The 17,753-nt window shown below is 38.8% G+C and carries 17 protein-coding genes; all 17 read left to right on the top strand.

What is annotated here, in order from left to right:
* Positions 1 to 3 precede the first annotated feature (3 nt).
* Entirely contained in the window at positions 4 to 1,410 is a 1,407-nt protein-coding gene (hslU, locus tag ACIZ62_RS09255; protein WP_111886944.1) for an ATP-dependent protease ATPase subunit HslU, read from the top strand.
* A gap of 161 nt (positions 1,411 to 1,571) precedes the next feature.
* Complete coding sequence (rpsB, locus tag ACIZ62_RS09260) at positions 1,572 to 2,366, top strand: 30S ribosomal protein S2 (RefSeq protein WP_111886943.1); 795 nt, start codon at positions 1,572 to 1,574, stop codon at positions 2,364 to 2,366.
* 27 nt (positions 2,367 to 2,393) lie between these two features.
* Positions 2,394 to 3,038, top strand: coding sequence for a translation elongation factor Ts (gene tsf / locus ACIZ62_RS09265; RefSeq protein ID WP_111886942.1), 645 nt, complete (start codon positions 2,394 to 2,396; stop codon positions 3,036 to 3,038).
* 83 nt (positions 3,039 to 3,121) lie between these two features.
* Positions 3,122 to 3,850 (top strand): UMP kinase, encoded by a 729-nt coding sequence (gene pyrH / locus ACIZ62_RS09270; protein WP_111886941.1) that lies wholly within the window; start codon positions 3,122 to 3,124, stop codon positions 3,848 to 3,850.
* A 3-nt stretch (positions 3,851 to 3,853) separates the two neighbouring features.
* Positions 3,854 to 4,411 carry a ribosome recycling factor gene (gene frr / locus ACIZ62_RS09275; protein ID WP_111886940.1) on the top strand — a complete coding sequence of 186 codons (558 nt, stop codon included), beginning with the start codon at positions 3,854 to 3,856 and terminating at the stop codon, positions 4,409 to 4,411.
* Positions 4,412 to 4,581: 170 nt separating this feature from the next.
* A complete protein-coding gene (rimP, locus tag ACIZ62_RS09280) occupies positions 4,582 to 5,073 on the top strand; it encodes a ribosome maturation factor RimP (RefSeq protein ID WP_111886939.1) in 492 nt (163 codons plus the stop codon).
* A gap of 23 nt (positions 5,074 to 5,096) precedes the next feature.
* Entirely contained in the window at positions 5,097 to 6,287 is a 1,191-nt protein-coding gene (gene nusA, locus ACIZ62_RS09285) for a transcription termination factor NusA (RefSeq protein WP_111886938.1), read from the top strand.
* Positions 6,288 to 6,352: 65 nt separating this feature from the next.
* Complete coding sequence (gene rnpM, locus ACIZ62_RS09290) at positions 6,353 to 6,625, top strand: RNase P modulator RnpM (protein WP_111886937.1); 273 nt, start codon at positions 6,353 to 6,355, stop codon at positions 6,623 to 6,625.
* A gap of 24 nt (positions 6,626 to 6,649) precedes the next feature.
* Positions 6,650 to 8,866 (top strand): translation initiation factor IF-2, encoded by a 2,217-nt coding sequence (infB, locus tag ACIZ62_RS09295; RefSeq protein WP_111886936.1) that lies wholly within the window; start codon positions 6,650 to 6,652, stop codon positions 8,864 to 8,866.
* Between the two features lie 36 nt (positions 8,867 to 8,902).
* Entirely contained in the window at positions 8,903 to 9,286 is a 384-nt protein-coding gene (gene rbfA, locus ACIZ62_RS09300; protein ID WP_111886935.1) for a 30S ribosome-binding factor RbfA, read from the top strand.
* Complete coding sequence (locus tag ACIZ62_RS09305; protein ID WP_111886934.1) at positions 9,270 to 10,229, top strand: DHH family phosphoesterase; 960 nt, start codon at positions 9,270 to 9,272, stop codon at positions 10,227 to 10,229. Before rbfA ends, ACIZ62_RS09305 begins: the two co-directional genes overlap by 17 nt.
* Complete coding sequence (truB, locus tag ACIZ62_RS09310; RefSeq protein WP_414151812.1) at positions 10,216 to 11,136, top strand: tRNA pseudouridine(55) synthase TruB; 921 nt, start codon at positions 10,216 to 10,218, stop codon at positions 11,134 to 11,136. Before ACIZ62_RS09305 ends, truB begins: the two co-directional genes overlap by 14 nt.
* Positions 11,137 to 11,144: 8 nt before the next feature.
* Positions 11,145 to 12,053 carry a bifunctional riboflavin kinase/FAD synthetase gene (locus tag ACIZ62_RS09315; protein WP_111886932.1) on the top strand — a complete coding sequence of 303 codons (909 nt, stop codon included), beginning with the start codon at positions 11,145 to 11,147 and terminating at the stop codon, positions 12,051 to 12,053.
* Between the two features lie 120 nt (positions 12,054 to 12,173).
* Positions 12,174 to 12,440: a 30S ribosomal protein S15 gene (rpsO, locus tag ACIZ62_RS09320; protein WP_111886931.1), complete on the top strand. Its 267-nt coding sequence runs from the start codon at positions 12,174 to 12,176 to the stop codon at positions 12,438 to 12,440.
* A gap of 143 nt (positions 12,441 to 12,583) precedes the next feature.
* A complete protein-coding gene (locus tag ACIZ62_RS09325; RefSeq protein WP_111886930.1) occupies positions 12,584 to 14,662 on the top strand; it encodes a polyribonucleotide nucleotidyltransferase in 2,079 nt (692 codons plus the stop codon).
* Between the two features lie 2 nt (positions 14,663 to 14,664).
* Positions 14,665 to 15,117, top strand: coding sequence for a dUTP diphosphatase (dut, locus tag ACIZ62_RS09330; protein WP_111886929.1), 453 nt, complete (start codon positions 14,665 to 14,667; stop codon positions 15,115 to 15,117).
* A gap of 153 nt (positions 15,118 to 15,270) precedes the next feature.
* The gene (locus tag ACIZ62_RS09335) at positions 15,271 to 17,748 is read left to right on the top strand and encodes an FtsK/SpoIIIE family DNA translocase (protein WP_111886928.1); all 2,478 of its coding nucleotides are present in this window, start codon (positions 15,271 to 15,273) and stop codon (positions 17,746 to 17,748) included.
* Positions 17,749 to 17,753 lie beyond the last annotated feature (5 nt).

Below are 17,753 nucleotides of genomic sequence, written 5' to 3' on the forward strand. Positions count from 1 at the left end.
ATTATGAAAGAATTAACACCTAAAAAAATTGTTACTGAATTAAACCGCTATATTATTGGCCAGGAATCAGCTAAAAAAGCTGTGGCAGTAGCTATCAGAAACCGTTATCGTCGATCACTTCTGCCGATGGATCTGATTGATGAATTTACGCCCAAGAATATTATCTTAATCGGACCTACCGGGGTGGGGAAAACAGAAATTGCCAGAAGAATGGCAAAACTGGTAAAAGCGCCGTTTATCAAGGTTGAAGCTACAAAATTTACCGAAGTCGGCTATGTCGGTCGCGATGTCGAATCCATGGTTCGCGATCTTGTCACGACATCGATCAGAAATGTTCAACAGGAAAAAATGAAAGAGGTATATGCTGAAGCCCAAAAGAATGCCAATAAAATCATTCTTGATACGCTGGTTCCTTCAAAAAAAATTAAAGAAACCTTAAAAACACCCTTTGACATTTTTATGAAACCTTCGCCATCTACGGCACCCACACAATCCGAATTGGAAGTCGATGGCGAAAAGGAAAAAACAAAAAAAGAAAAACGTGAAGCTTTGTCAAAAGAATTAGAAGCGGGCCAGTTAGAAGACCAGATCATCGAAATTGAAGTAGATGACGATGGATCGAAGACCATTGGTGTTATGCAGGGCATGAACAATGATAGTATGTCTTTTAATATGAATGATATCCTGGGTGATTTTATGCCCCAGAAGAAAAAGAAGAAGAACGTGAAAATTTCCGAGGCCCGAAAAATACTGATCAATCAGGAAGCCCAGAAACTTATCGATATGGATCAGGTTAATGAATTGGGTGTCAAGGATGCCGAACAGAATGGCATCATATTTATTGACGAAATTGACAAAATTATCGGAAATAGTAATAATCATGGACCGGATGTTTCAAGAGAAGGCGTCCAGCGTGATATCCTACCGATTGTTGAGGGAAGCACCGTCAATACAAAATATGGTCCGATTAAAACGGATTTTATTTTATTTATTGGGGCTGGGGCCTTTCATGTTTCAAAGATATCAGACATGATTCCTGAGCTTCAGGGTCGTTTTCCCATTAGTGTCCATCTTGACAGCTTGACAGAAGAAGACTTTATCCAGATTCTAACCCATACTGAAAATTCAGTAATTAAGCAATATCAGGAACTCATACGAACAGAGGATGTCAATCTTATTTTTGAGGAGGACGCAGTTAAACATATTGCCAAGATTGCTTATCTTCAAAATGAAGATGATGAAAATATTGGTGCCCGGCGACTGCATACGGTTATGGAAAAACTATTGGAAGAAATATCTTTCTATGCTTCAGATTATGAACAGGACGATTTTAAAATTGACATGAACTATGTTGAAAGTGTGTTCAATATATCTGACAAACGGGAAAATTACCAAAAATATTTACTTTGAATAAAAAAACTTACTCAAAATAAAACTTGCTCAATTTGAATGATTGTGCTATTATATTTGGGTATGTATTACACACATTCTCTGAGAGACATCAGGTGCCTGTTTTAAGGTCGATGTTCTTGATTGATGAGGATGGAGGAAAAACCAAGGAGGAATAAATTATGGCATGTGTTTCAATGAAGCAATTATTAGAAGCAGGGGTGCATTTTGGACACCAGACACGACGATGGAATCCGAAAATGGCTCCGTATATTTTCACAGAAAGAAATGGTATTTATATCATTGATTTACAACAAACTGTGAAGAGAATCGAAAAAGCTTATAACTTTGTCAAAGAGCTGGCTGAAAACGGAGAAGAAATTCTTTTTGTCGGTACAAAAAAACAAGCTCAGACCAGTATTGAACGAGAAGCAAAGCGCAGTGGAAGCTACTGTGTTAATCATCGGTGGTTAGGTGGAACCTTAACAAACTTTGGTACCATCAGCAAACGAATTGACCGATTAAATGAACTCGAACAAATGGAAGAAGATGGTACTTATGCACTTCTACCTAAAAAAGAAGTTATTAAACTAAAACGTCAACGTGAAAAATTACAAAAATTCCTGGGTGGCATCAAAGATATGAAGGGTGTTCCAGGAGCTATTTTTGTTATTGATACTAAAAAAGAAAGAATTGCTATCGCAGAAGCTAAAAAACTAGGTATTCCAATTATTGGAATTGTCGATACAAACTGTGATCCTGATGAAATTGACTACATCATTCCTGGTAATGATGATGCGATCCGCGCAGTTGCTTTAATCCTTTCTGTTATTTCAGATGCAATTATTGAAGGACGTCAGGGCGAGCAAGTCGAAGAAGAAATTGTTGTAGCGCCAGTAGCAGCTCCAGTTGTCGAAGAAGTTGTCGTCGAAGTTGAAGTTGTTGAAGAAGTTGCTGTAGTTACCGAAGTAGAATAATTTATAATTACGATCAGGAGGAAAAAAGTGGACGCAAAATTAGTAAAAGAATTAAGAGCTAAAAGCGGTGCCGGTATGATGGACTGCAAAAAAGCCTTAGTTGAAACAGATGGAAATATCGAAGACGCGATGATCTTTTTAAGAGAAAAAGGACTGGCAGCAACCAACAAAAAAGCGGGTCGTGTTGCCGCGGAAGGTATCGTTGAGTCATATATTCACATGGGTGGAAAAATCGGCGTTCTTGTGGAAGTGAACTGCGAAACTGATTTCGTTGCAAAAAATGAAGGATTTAAAACCTTTGTTAAAGACGTAGCGATGCACATTGCAGCTGCCAACCCACTATATGTGACCAAAGAAGAAGTGCCTAGCGATGAAATTGAAAAAGAAAAAGAAATTCTTCGCGCTCAAGCTTTAAATGAAGGTAAACCAGAAAAGATCGTTGATAAAATGGTAGAAGGTCGTGTCAGTAAGTATTATAAAGAAATCTGTCTTTTGGAACAACCTTTTGTTAAAAATCCGGACCTGACGATTGAAGATCTGGTTAAGGAACAAATCATGACTATCGGCGAAAATGTTAAAATCAGACGATTTGCCCGATTCCAGATGGGTGAAGGTTTAGAGAAAAAAGAAGAAAATTTTGCCGAAGAAGTAGCGAAGCAATTAAACGCATAAACGCTTAAAAAGAACACATTCGTGTTCTTTTTTTACCGTTGATAAGATTGTAAATTGTAGACAGTTACGATATAATATAGAAAATGAAGGGGGGAGTCTTTTTGGAACCGAAATACAAACGTGTCATCATAAAATTAAGCGGTGAAGCATTAGCAGGCAACGCTGGTCATGGTATCGATACTCCAACGGTACAATCAATATGCTGCCAGATCAAAGAAGTTTTTGAGTTGGGAGTTGAAATTGCCATTGTTGTGGGCGGCGGTAATTTTTGGCGGGGACGAAGTGGTGAAGGTATGGATAAATCCACCGCAGACTACATGGGAATGCTTGCCACCTGCATTAATGCGCTTGGTTTACAAGATGTTCTGGAAGAAATGGAAGTACCTGTGCGTGTTCAGACAGCTATCGAAATGAAGCAAATTGCAGAGCCTTATATCCGCAGAAAAGCAGTTCGTCATCTCGAAAAAAGAAGAGTTGTCATTTTTGCCTGTGGCACCGGAAATCCCTTTTTCACAACCGACACAACCGCAGCACTGAGAGCGGCTGAAATTGATGCTGAAATAATTCTTCTTGCGAAAAGCATAGATGCAGTATACGATTCTGACCCGCTGGTTAACCCTGATGCAATACGCTATTCTGAATTATCATACATTGATGTGCTTAATCAAGGTCTGAAGGTTATGGATTCGACAGCAACTTCCTTATGTATGGATAATCACATTCCTATTCTAGTGTTTGGTTTAAATGAACCGAAAAATATTTTACGTGCGATCATGGGCGAAAAAATCGGAACAATTATTCAGGAGGTGTAGAAGATGGTAAATGAGATTAAAGCAACAGCAAATGAAAAAATGGATAAGGCACTAAAAAACCTTAATGAGAGTCTTGGCAGCTTACGGGCAGGACGGGCAAATCCGCGGATTCTTGATAAGGTAATGGTAGATTATTATGGTTCGCCCACGGGTTTAAATCAATTAGCAAATATAAGTACCCCTGAAGCGAGAATGATCGTTGTTCAACCTTATGATGCTACGGCTATCCCAGCTATTGAAAAAGGTATTTTAAAGTCAGATTTAGGTTTTAATCCTTCAAATGATGGAAAGATCATTCGATTGCTAATTCCCCAATTAACTGAAGAACGGCGAAAAGAACTTGTTAAGCTGGTAAAAAAATACGGTGAAGAGTGTAAGGTTGCGATGCGAAATATCCGCAGACACGCCATTCAAGAATTGAAAGACGGTCAAAAAGAAGGACTGATCACCGAAGATGATTTAAAACAAGGTGAAAAAGAAATTCAGAAGGTAACGGACGACGAGATTAAAAACATTGAAACCATTCTAAAAGAAAAAGAAGCAGAAATTTTAGAAGTTTAAGTGTTTTTCGGGATATGATTTATTTAATTGTTTATTCAATTATATAGTATTTCATTAAGAGTGGGGAGACCCACTCTTAACTATTTTTCGAGTAGGCATCAATAATGATTAAAAATATAAAAAATCGTCCCTAAATGATTTAGAATAAAAATAAATGAAAAGGAATAAGTATGAAAAAAGTATCGAAAGAGTTCTTCTTGGAAGAATTAACTGCACCAGCGGTAGAATCGCTTGGTTATGAATTAACAGATCTGACTTTTGATAAAAAGGGAAAAGACTGGTGTCTAACCCTTTTTATTGATTCCGAAAATGGAATTTCATTAGACGATTGTGAAATAGTCAGCCGACAAATCAGTGAATTGCTCGACGAAAAGGATCCCATTGAACAAAGTTATTTTTTGGAAGTATCTTCACCAGGTATGGATCGACCTTTAAAAAAAGAAAAACATTTTCTGGCAAATCTTAATAAGAAAATTGCCATCCACCTTTTCGCCCCACTAGATGGAAAAAAAGACATCGAGGGGATCTTAAAATCATATAATAATGAGCAATTAACCCTTGAATTGGAAACAGGTGAAATGCTGACACTGGACAATAGTAAAATCGCGAAAGCAAATCGGTTGGATGAGTTGAATTTCAAACCTCTTCCATCAGCTGAATAATACGGAAGGCGGAGAAAATCAATATGAATCAGGAGTTTATACGTGCTCTGGATGTAATTCAAGAAGAAAAATCGATTGATAAAGAAGAACTAATTCAAGCAATTGAAGCTGCCATTACCACAGCATACAAAAAAAATTATGGTAACTCCCATAACGTTGAGATTAATATTGACCGGGAAAATGGTGATATTCAGGTATTTGCATTAAAAGAAATTGTTGAAGTTCCCGAAAATGATCACAGTCAGATTTCTTTGGAAAAAGCCCGTGAAGTTGACAGCAACTATGCTGTTGGTGATTTTTTCAGAAAAGAAGTCAGACCCAGAGATTTTGGACGAATTGCCGCTCAAAATGCTAAACAACTTATCATTCAACGAATTAAAGAAGCTGAGCGCAATATCATCTATGATGATTATCTCAAGCGACAAGATGAAGTACTAACTGGCATTATCAAACGGATTGAAAAGAGTATCGTTTATGTTGAGGTTGGAAAACTTGAGGCGGTGATGCTGCCTTCAGAGCAGACAACCGGAGAGAAATATACACTGAATCAGCGACTAAAAGTTTACCTGCTGATGGTCAAGAAAACAACCAAGGGTCCACAGGTAAATGTATCCCGGACCCATCCGGGCTTGGTGAAACGCTTGTTTGAATCTGAAGTTCCTGAAATATTCGACGGCATTGTCGATATTGTATCCATTTCCAGAGAAGCAGGTTCCAGAACAAAGGTAGCGGTCAAAGCTAATGACCCAAGCATTGATCCGGTTGGTTCCTGTGTGGGGCAAAAAGGGGTTCGGGTGCAGAATATTATCAATGAGCTCCAGGGCGAGAAAATCGATGTGATTAAATGGAGTGATAATATCGAAGAGTATTTATCCAATGCCTTGAGTCCCGCTAAAGTGGTCGAAATTATAGCAAATAAAGAAGATAAAACAGCAATTGCTATTGTCGATGATTACCAGTTATCGCTGGCTATTGGAAAAGAAGGACAGAATGTCCGACTGGCAGCTAAACTAACCGGCTGGAAAATTGATATCAAGAGTAAAATCGATTATGTGAATCAACATAAAGTTCCTCAAGAAGAAAACCGAGAATTAGATGATATATTACTAGAACTAAAAGAAGAGTTGGAATCTGCTGAAGAATTGGAAGTTTTAGATGGATCAATTGTAGATCAAGAGCCCATACTTGAAGATACTTCAGATCTTGAAAACTAAAGGTTTAATCAATAATATAGCTTTTTATGCTATAATACTTAGATGAACAATGTCGGGGAGGTACAATGAAAAAAATTCCACAGAGAACCTGTGTTATCTGCCATTTGAAATTTGATAAACGCGACTTATTTAGGATCGTATCAGATAAATCTGGAGAAATTTTTTTTGATCCCACTGGTAAAGCAAATGGACGTGGTGCCTATGTGTGCAAGTCCGAAGCATGTGTGGATCAATTCCTGAACAAAAATTACCTGGAACGGGCATTTAAAAGAAAAGTAGAAAGTGATGTTGTCGAGACTGTTCGGCAGCAACTGTCAGAGAAAAAACAAATGAAATAATTAAATATTGAAGGGAGGAATAATATGTCAAAATTAAGAGTATACGATTTAGCAAAAAAATATAATATTCCCAGTAAAGATTTCGTAGCTATTTTAAATAAGCACAATATTCCTGTAAAAAACCATATGAGCGCCCTGACTGATCAACAAATTACTGAATTTGAAAAGAAATTCGATAAAGATAAGTATCTAGCAGAGCGAGAACCAGAGAAGAAAAAAGAATCGGTCAAGACTGCTGAGACTGCAAAAACGAGTCAGGTTACCCCAAAAACAAGTACGGATATAAAAAAACAGCCTAAATCAACAAAACCACCACAAAAAAACCAACAAAAAACAGGGGGCAATGTGCCGAAAAGAACAGACGATAAAAAAAGACCCGTTTCAAGCAATCAGAGTCAGCAACCAAAGGTCAGAGACCATAGTAAAAAAGAAAAGACTGCTAGAAGTGTTTACAAACGAATTAAAGATGAAAAAAAGAAATCCGTTCAGTTAAATCAGACATTTGAAATACCTGAGATTTTAACCGTTGGTGAGCTAGCCGATATTCTTGAAATAAGTGCTACCGAAGTCATTAAAACTTTAATGCTCGCAGGTACCATGGTCAGCATTAATCAGGAAATTGATTTTGAAACAGCTGCGATCGTTGCAGCAGAGTTAGGTTTTGAAGTTGAGGCGATTAAAATTGAAGATGTCGTTTCTAAAATTCTGGAAGAATACGATGAAGAAGAAAGTGATAATCTGATTCCTCGACCACCGGTTGTAACCGTCATGGGACATGTTGATCACGGTAAAACATCACTTCTTGATCGAATCCGCAAAGCAAATGTTATCGCCGGCGAAGCTGGTGGTATCACTCAACACATCGGTGCTTACACGGTTAATATTAAAAACCATGCCATTACTGTGATCGATACGCCGGGACATGAGGCATTTACGGCAATGCGGTCTCGAGGGGCGCAAATCACAGATATCGCGGTCCTGGTCGTAGCAGCCGACGATGGCGTTATGCCTCAAACGGTTGAAGCGATCAACCATGCCAAGGCTGCTGGAGTTCCCATCCTGGTTGCCATCAATAAAATTGACAAACCTGGAGCTGATCCAGAGCGGGTTAAACAGGAATTGACCAAATACCACCTTGTTGTTGAAGAATGGGGCGGCGAAACCATAGCCGTTAACGTTTCTGCAAAAACCGGCGAAGGTATAGAATCCTTGTTAGAAATGATTATCATGATGTCTGAAATGGAAGAATTGACTGCAGATCCTGGTCGTGAAGCGAGAGGAAGTGTCATTGAATCCCAGATAAAGCGTGGAAAAGGTTCGGTTGCAACCTTACTTGTTCAACAGGGAACCTTACATGTTGGTGATTCTATTATCTCAGGAACTACTCACGGTAAGATCCGAACAATGATTGATGATAAGGGTAAGCGACTAAAGAAAGCCGGTCCATCCACACCAGTAGAAATATCGGGCCTTTCTGATATTCCAGCGGCGGGGGACGATTTTATCGTGCTTGAGAATGAAAAAGAAGCCCGTCAATTGGCTGAAAAGCGGAAAGAAATGCAAAAAGGCGAACGCCAGCGACGTTCTAATATTTCTCTTGACGATTTGTTTAGTCAGATTCAGGACGGCAATATTCAGGATGTTAATGTTATTATTAAAGCCGACGTTCAGGGTTCCATTGAAGCCATTAAACAATCACTGGAAAAACTGGATAATGAAGCGGTTCGGATTAATATTATCCATGGTGCTGTCGGCGCTATCAACGAAACGGATGTAATGTTAGCGGCCACCTCAAACGCGATTGTCATTGGCTTTAATGTCAGACCAGATAAAAATGCTGTGAAACTGGCTGAAACAGAAGAAGTGGACATTCGCCTCTATCGAGTTATTTATGATGCCGTTGAGGATATTAAAAAGGCTATGGAAGGCATGCTGGCTCCTGAATTCCGAGAAAAGGTCATGGGGAATGCTGAAATACGAGAAGTATTTAAAATCCCAAGCATTGGGACTATTGCCGGCTGTTACATTACCGAAGGAAAAATTAACCGAAATGATGAAATCCGCATTATCCGCGATGGAATTGTTGTCCTGGAGGGAAAAATCGCCTCATTAAAACGATTTAAAGATGATGTTAAGGAAGTTAGCACCGGATATGAATGTGGAATTGGTATCGAAAAATACAACGATTTAAAAGTTGGCGATAACATTGAAGCATTTACGATGGAAAAAATTGAAAGATAAGTGAACGCCTATCTTTCCGTGAAGGAGATAAACATAATGGCATCTCATCGAAATGAAAAAATTAATGGTTTAATTCAAAGAGAATTGAGTTTGATCATTATACACAAATTGAAAGACACTCGTATCAAAGACAGTAATGTGAGCATCACCAGGGTTAAAGCTGCCTCAGACTTAAAGACCGCAACCGTTTATGTCAGTATATTTGGAGATGAAGCTCAGAAAAAGATCGTTCTCGAATTACTAAATAATGCCAGGAGTTTTCTCAGATCGAGCTTGGGACAGGTAATTACGGTTCATTCCGTACCTTCCCTGAGCTTTGAAATTGACAACTCCATTGAATATGGTATGCATATTGAATCGATTTTAAAAAGTTTGAAGGACAATAAAGAAGCGAAGGACTCGAATGAAGAAGATTCCTGATGAAATATTAAATTGCTTACGGGACAATCAATCCTTTTTAATTCTGCTGCACCAAAAACCGGATGGCGATGCAATTGGCTCAGCAGTCGCGATGGGAAAGGGCTTGAAGCAACTAAATAAAACCGTTGATTATTATATTGAGCTTCCTCTTGAAGACAAACTCGTTTTCTTTGACGAAGTTCAGTGTTTTAACCGGTCCTTACAAGATCGTTATGATGTCATAATAATTTTAGACTGTTCCAGCCCTAGTTTTGCCTTTTTGCCTGCTGAAATGCCGGTTACTAAAACAAAACTGGTTATTGATCATCATACGAGTAATGCCCATTATGGTGATCTTAACTTTGTTGAAATTACCGGAGCGACCGCAGAAATTGTTTTTCGAATTTTAAAGGGCTTACATGTGGTATTTGATGAAGAAATGGCTGATGCAGTTTTTACTGGCATTACAACAGATACCGGAAGCTTTCAATTTTCCAATGTAACTGTAGATACCCATTTAATTGCCAGTGAATTATATGGCATCAAAAATAATTATGCCCATCTTTCTAAAAGACTTCATACACAGAAAAATATTGATCAGATGAAAATGACCGGGGCTGCCATTCATTCATTAGAAATCTTGGATAGTATGCCCATTGCTATGATGATCTTAAATCATGATACAATTTCGAAGTTTGGCGGTACAATAAATATTACTGACGATGTTGCTAATTTGGGGCAGAATACGATTGGGGTTTCAATAACAGCACTTTTAAAAGAAATTGATCTGGGCGAGTATCGGGTTTCTTTGCGTGCTAAATACCCCTATGATATTCATGAAGTGGCTTTAAAATACGGTGGCGGAGGGCATGAACGAGCAGCAGGCTTTAATTTTAGTGGTGACATTAATGAACTCAAGCATGATCTGATGGCAGTTTATGAGAGTCAAAATGGAGAAAATTAAAAGTTATAGTGGCTATCTTAATGTCTACAAAGAAAAAGGGATGACTTCTCATGATGTAGTCTTTAAAGCGCGCAAGATTTTAAAAACTAAAAAAATCGGTCATACCGGAACCCTGGATCCTGATGCCCAGGGTGTTCTTGTTTTATGTGTCGGCCAAGCCACCAAAATGGTTGAATATATCACCGATCATGAAAAGGTTTATGAAGCGGAAGTTATCTTGGGAATAGAAACTGATACCTGTGATCTATCAGGGACGGTTATCAGTGAAAACCATCGACGGATCAATCGCGATGATTTTGAGCGTATTTTGAACAAATTCATCGGTGATATACGCCAGAAACCGCCTATCTATTCAGCTATTCGGGTGAATGGAAAAAAACTGTATCACTATGCCAGAAATGGCGAATCGGTGGAAATACCGGAACGGGACATTCATATTGCGAAGATCAGTTTACTCAAATTCAGTGCTGATACCCAAAAAGCCAGAATTATGGTAACCTGTTCCAAGGGTACCTATATTCGTTCCCTGTGCCGTGATATTGGGAGCGCTCTGGGGACCTTGGGATGTATGGGAAATCTGATTCGTCATCGAGTTGGTCGTTTCAGCATTAATGATGCGGTAACCTTGGCTGAAATAGAAGAAATAAACAATCGAAATCAGAATGAACTTTTTTTCTATCCGCTGGAGTATTCTCTTGAACGTTATCAATTGGTACGGGCAACGGAGCAAGGTCGTAAGTTCCTACTCAATGGAAATAAGCTTTTTCAATGGAATGTTCATGAAGCTCTCGATGATTTTTACCCTGGGGAAACCCTGCGCTTATATGATGGTGACCAACTTATCGGTATGGGCAGATATCATGTAAATGAAGAAGGAAACTATATTAAACCGACAAAACTACTGTGAGGTAAATAATGACGATAGAAACTTATCATGGAGAAGAAATTGTTTTAGCACTGGGCTTTTTTGACGGCGTTCATCTAGGGCACCGGGCATTGCTTGAAGAAACTAAAAAAATAGGTCAGCGATTCGGCTTTAAAACTGGGGTTATGACCTTTAAAGAACATCCCCTCGAATTAATTTTTCCTAATTACACGCCCTGGCTGATTACATCTAACGAAGAAAAAGAATCCATGATTCGGAATTATGGTGTTGATTTTGTTTTTATGAATCCTTTCACCGAAACGCTGATGAAGTTAACCCCAGAGAAATTTATTACTGACTATTTGCTAAAAAAGTATAATGTCAAAGTTATTGTTGTCGGTTTCAATTATAATTTTGGTTATAAGGGTGCAGGGACAACACGGACATTAAATGAGTTAGGAAAAAAATATGGATTTGAAGTTGAAATTCTTCCTCCCTTTGTCATCAATACCCATTCAGTAAGTTCAACCTTCATTCGTGAACTGATCAGCTGTGGTCAGGTGGATGAGGTTAAAACCTTTCTGGGCCGAAATTATGCATTAAGCGGAACCGTTGTAAAAGGGAAGGGGCTTGGCCACCAATTTGGCATTCCAACTGCAAATATAAAACTCAGTAAGAAATTAATTTTACCGAGCACTGGGGTTTACTATACTCAGGTATATTATAAAGGAAAATGTTTAAACGGGTTAACTAACTTGGGGTTTAATCCGACCTTTGAAAAGCATCCATTTACGATTGAAACTTATATTTATGATTTTGATGAGGACATCTATAATCAGGTGATAACCATTGAATTCAAGGAAAAAATTAGAGATGAAATAAAATTTGAATCGATTGATGATTTAATCACGCAGATTAAAATGGATATTGACACGATCAGAAAAAGATTCATTGAATAATATATTTACAACGATAAATACTTATGATATACTCATTAAGTTATTACCGTTCACTTAGTTTTTTGAAGCTCCTACAAAATACTCGGTTTACGGCTAAATTAAAAAACAAGGAGATTTTAAATGATTAGTAAAGAATTAAAAGCACAGGTCGTCGAAGACTACAAGACACATGAAGGTGACACTGGTTCCCCAGAGGTTCAAGTTGCACTATTAACTGAACGAATCAATGATCTTAATGGACATCTTCAAATTCATAAAAAAGATCATCACTCACGACGCGGTCTACTGAAACTGGTAGGACAGCGACGACGATTATTAACTTATCTTAAAAACAAAGATATCAATCGATATCGAGAACTAATCCAAAGATTAGGCTTAAGAAAATAATTTAGGGCGGAGTATTCCGCCCTTTTTTTTTACCTGAAGGTTATCAATCCAAATGCGGATCCCGATACCCTTATGATTGCACCTTACACCAGAGGGTGTAAAAGCACCACTTCTGGGGAATTATAAGAGAAAGCGAGAAAAAAATGAATATTTTTGAAACTGAAATTGCCGGACGACCACTCCGCGTGGAAATTGGCGAGGTTGCACTGCTTGCAAAAGGTGCAGCTATGATTAGATATGGAAAAACAGAAGTTTTAGCTGTTGTTTCAGCGGCTAAAAAACCCCGAGAAGGGATGGATTTTTTCCCATTAAGTTGCGACTATGAAGAAAAACAATATTCTGTCGGGAAATTTCCTGGCGGCTTTATAAAGCGTGAAGGTCGCCCAACAGAAAGAGCTATTTTAAATTGTCGACTGATGGATCGCCCGATCCGTCCACTCTTTCCTAAAGGCTTTAGAAATGAAGTTCAGGTCATTGCGACAGTTATGTCTGTCGATCAGGATAATGCTCCAGAAATAGCGGCCATGATTGGAGCTTCCATCGTTTTATCGATTTCTGATTTGCCCTTTAATGGACCAATTGGCTCGGTTGCTATCGGTCTTGTTGACGAAAAATTTATTGTCAATCCAAATGAAGAACAACGGGCTATTAGTGATCTTAACCTGATTGTATCAGGAACCAAAGATGCAATTATGATGGTTGAGTCATCATCTAATGAGATTTCTGAAACAGCAATGCTTGAAGCCATTTTATTGGCTCATGAAGAAATAAAGAAAATTGTTGCTTTTCAGGAAGAAATTATTGCGGCTGTTGGTAAGACAAAGGCTGATTATCCAATTTTTGCACCATCTGAAGAAATCAAAGCTGAAATTGTGGCTTTTCTTGGTGATCAATTAAGTGATGCTGTTAAAACACCTGACAAAATGGAACGACTTGACAATATTGAAAAAATAAAAGAGCTTGTAAAAGATCATTTCTTAGAAATTTATCCTAATCAGAAGATCGAAATTGATGATGTGATTAGTTCACTCGTTAAAAAAGAAATTCGTCGCATGATTCTTGAAGACCGTATTCGTCCAGATAATCGAAAAATGGATGAAATTCGCCAGATCACAGCTAAGATAGACTTTTTGGAAAGACCCCATGGTTCTGGATTATTTACCCGAGGTGAAACTCAGGTACTTTCGGTTGTAACTCTGGGTGTTCTTGGTGATGTGCAAAAACTGGATGGCCTGTCAAATGAAGAGTCTAAGCGTTATATCCACCATTATAACTTCCCATCATACAGTGTTGGGGAAGCCCGACCATCACGTGGCCCAGGCCGTCGTGAAATTGGGCATGGTGCATTGGCTGAACGGGCGTTAATTCCGGTCCTGCCATCTGAAGATGAATTTCCATATGCTATTCGGGTGGTTTCTGAAGTACTAAGTTCAAATGGTTCAACCTCCCAGGCTAGTGTTTGCGGCAGTTCGCTTTCATTAATGGCTGCTGGTGTTCCGCTTAAAGCACCCGTTGCTGGTATTGCGATGGGTTTGGTTAAAGAAGATGATAAATTAGCCATTCTTTCTGATATTCAGGGAATGGAAGACTTCCTTGGCGATATGGATTTTAAAGTGGCCGGAACAGCCGATGGTATTACAGCCATCCAAATGGATATTAAAATAGATGGCATCAACAAACAAATTTTGACTGAAGCCCTGGAACAAGCTAGAATTGGTCGACTCCATATCCTTGGCATCATGAATGAAGAAATCGCCGAATCACGCAAAGATTTATCACCCTATGCTCCACGGATTATTATTTTCCAAATTAAACCGGATAAAATCCGCGATGTTATCGGTTCTGGCGGCAAGGTCATTAACAAGATTATTGATGACACCGGAGTAAAAATTGATATCGAAGATGATGGCCGAATCTTCATTGCTTCAGTAGATACCGAATCTGGTAATCGAGCCAAAGAAATTATTGAAAACATCGTCAGAGAAGTTGAAGTTGGTGAAGTTTTAACCGGAAAAGTTGTCCGGATCATGAATTTTGGTGCTTTTGTATCTCTACCAGGTGGTAAAGACGGTTTAGTTCATATTTCTAAATTAGCCAATGAACGGGTCAACGCTGTTGAAGATGTTGTGAAAATTGGCGACGAAGTGACGGTTAAGGTTATGGAAATCGACGGACAGGGCCGTATTAACCTTTCACGAAAAGCAATGCTGCCAAAGGAATAAAGATGATCAAGAATTATTCGATTAAAATACTGAATCAATCTCAATATCCGTTACCAGAATATCAAACGGTTGGTTCTTCTGGAGTCGATTTGAGGGCAAATCTTAATTCGAAAATGATTATCATGCCCCATAAGGTTTATCAAATACCAACCGGTATTTTTTTAGAAATGCCCATTGGTGTTGAAGCACAGATTCGTGCTAGAAGCGGTTTGTCGCTTAAACATGGTTTATCTCTGGTCAACGGCGTCGGTACCATTGATGCTGATTATCGTGGCGAAATTAAGATAATTCTGATAAACTTACTTGATAAACCTTATCAGTTGGAACCAGGAGAGCGAATTGCCCAAATGGTTTTCGCTGAGTATGTCAAGGCAGATTTTGTTGAGGTTTTCAGTGCGGAAGAATTGGCCGCCAGTGAGCGTGGTCATGGTGGTTTTGGACATTCCGGAAAATAGACGCTGCGGATCTCATTAAAATAAGCTAAAGTCGTGAAACTTCATTGATTGCTGCACCGCTTTCCAATCTTATCTTATAACATAATCAAAAGGTGCAGGTTTACCTGCACCTTTTTTATCATTATATCGTTTAATATAAATTCGAGGAGACCAATGGCAATAAATAAAAACAACACAAAAAAAACGAATCAGAACAAATCAAATAAACGTAAAACAAAGAAGAAACCAGCAGCAAAAACGGTGAAGCGTTTTTCTATCAGTAATATGGCAGTCGGGATCTTTTTAATACTACTGGGTATTTTCTCTATTTATGCATATATCGACTTTAATGCTGGGATGGTTGGTAACTTTGTCAGCCAGGCCTTCAGTTATTGTTTTGGGGCCCTCACAATTTTTATGTCGATCTTCATTTTTGTCCTTGGGGTTGTGCTGTGTCTTAATAAAATTGAGGAATGGCGGACCACATTTGTCTTAGTCTTTTTGCTACTTGTGAATTTTATGATCGGATTTACTGTTAATGCCCCGAATCTGATGGACTATAGCATCCCGGAACTGTTTAGTTTAGCCCTGTATGGCCAATATGGTGGTATCATCGGTATTCTCCTGGCAATGCTTTTTGTTAAATTATTTGCAGTGAAAGGTACGCTGCTGTTAGTTATGATAAGCTCGGCAATTATATTAATTTTTATTTTCAGAAACAGTCTAAAAAAATATTTAAACCTGATCAAGGATAAAAAAGAAAATTCTCCTCCGATCAAAGATCGCCTGAAAGACCGGATTGATATAATCCGGGACAAACAACGAATCAAAAAAGAGGTTAAAGCCACTAAGGAACGTACTTCTGAAACTACACTGATACCAATGGTGGGCGATTATGATGACAATGCGCCGTTGTTTGAACCCTATCAGATCAATGAGTCTAATCAGCTCCATCAGGTCTCTGAGAAACCATTGTTTGAACCGGTAACTGGACCTCCTACAAAAAAGAAAGCTAAACAGGATCCTTTTGGTTTTATTGAAGAAGATGCAGATGAAAAAGAAACTCCAATGAAGATTCATGAAAATTTCTTGAAACCACCAAATTTTGAGGATTTTGGCCCCCCTAAAAATGAATTGAATAAAGATGCAAGTAAAAATTTAAATAAAGAAACAAAAGCTGACGATGAAACGAAAGTTTTGGATTTATCAGCAGTTAATTTCGAAACAGAACCTGAGGAATATACCTTTCCTTCTTTATCACTTTTAAACCCTCCAGCTGCTAAAAAGAAATCAAAAAAAGACGATGTTATTAAGAAAGCTAAAATCATCGAGGAAACATTGAAAAATTTTGGGGTCAAAGCTAAAATCGTCGAGGTCAATGTAGGCCCAAGTATTACCCGTTTTGAATTGCAACTTGATCCAGGGGTCAAAGTCAATAAATTCGTTAATCTGTCCAGTGATCTAGCCCTCAGCCTTGCCACCTCAGATATTCGTATTGAAGCGCCGATACCCGGGAAAGCAGCTGTTGGCATTGAAGTGCCTAATGATGTTTCTGAAATTGTTGGCCTGCGTGAAATTATTGAAACACCGCAGTTTATTAACAGCAAGAGTCCGTTAACCTTCGCATTAGGTAAAACCCTTTCAGGCGAAAACATTATCGGTGATATTGGGAAAATGCCTCATATGCTAATTGCTGGAGCGACAGGATCCGGTAAAAGTGTCTGTATTAACAGTATTATTGTTAGTCTGATCTTTAAGTCATCGCCTGAAGAATTACGATTTATAATGATCGATCCCAAAATGGTGGAATTGAATCAGTATAACAGCATTCCCCATCTGCTGATTCCAGTGGTGACAGATCCCAAAAAAGCATCCTATGCTCTCAATTGGGGATTAAAAGAAATGACCGATCGTTATATGCTCTTCAAAGAAGCGGGAGTTCGGGATATTGAAGGGTATAACGAGCTGATGACCAAATCGGGAGAAAAAAAATTACCTCGAATTGTTATCGTCATCGATGAGTTGGCCGACTTAATGATCACCTCACCAAAAGAATGTGAAAATGCCATCTGTCGGATTGCCCAATTAGCAAGAGCCTGCGGTATTCACCTGATCATCGCAACGCAACGGCCTTCAGTCGATGTTATTACCGGCTTGATTAAAGCCAATATTCCATCGCGGATTGCCTTTTCAGTGGCATCAAACACGGATTCCCGGACAATTCTTGACACCGGTGGGGCTGAGAAGCTCCTTGGTAAAGGGGATATGCTCTATTTTCCGGTTGGCCAATCGAAGCCGACCCGCGTGCAATGTACCTACGTATCTGATTCTGAGATAAACGCGGTGATTGATACTGTCAAGATTAAAAAGGGACTGCAGTATGATACCTCCATCGAGGAAGCTATTTCCCAGGAACCTGAGGAAAAAACACAAAGCCGAGAAGGAGACGTCTTACTGGAAGATGCCCTAAATATTGCCTTTGAATACAACCAATTGTCCACTTCGATGCTCCAGCGAAAACTACAGGTTGGTTACGCCCGAGCAGGTCGAATTATTGATGATCTTGAGGATCGTGGAATCATTTCCGGTCCCAATGGTAGCAAAGCCCGGAAAATTCTAATTACAGAAGATGAATTTAAAAAAAGAGAGTAGGTAAC

The organism is Acetobacterium carbinolicum (assembly GCF_047456275.1).
GTDB classification, from domain to species: Bacteria; Bacillota; Clostridia; order Eubacteriales; family Eubacteriaceae; genus Acetobacterium; species Acetobacterium carbinolicum.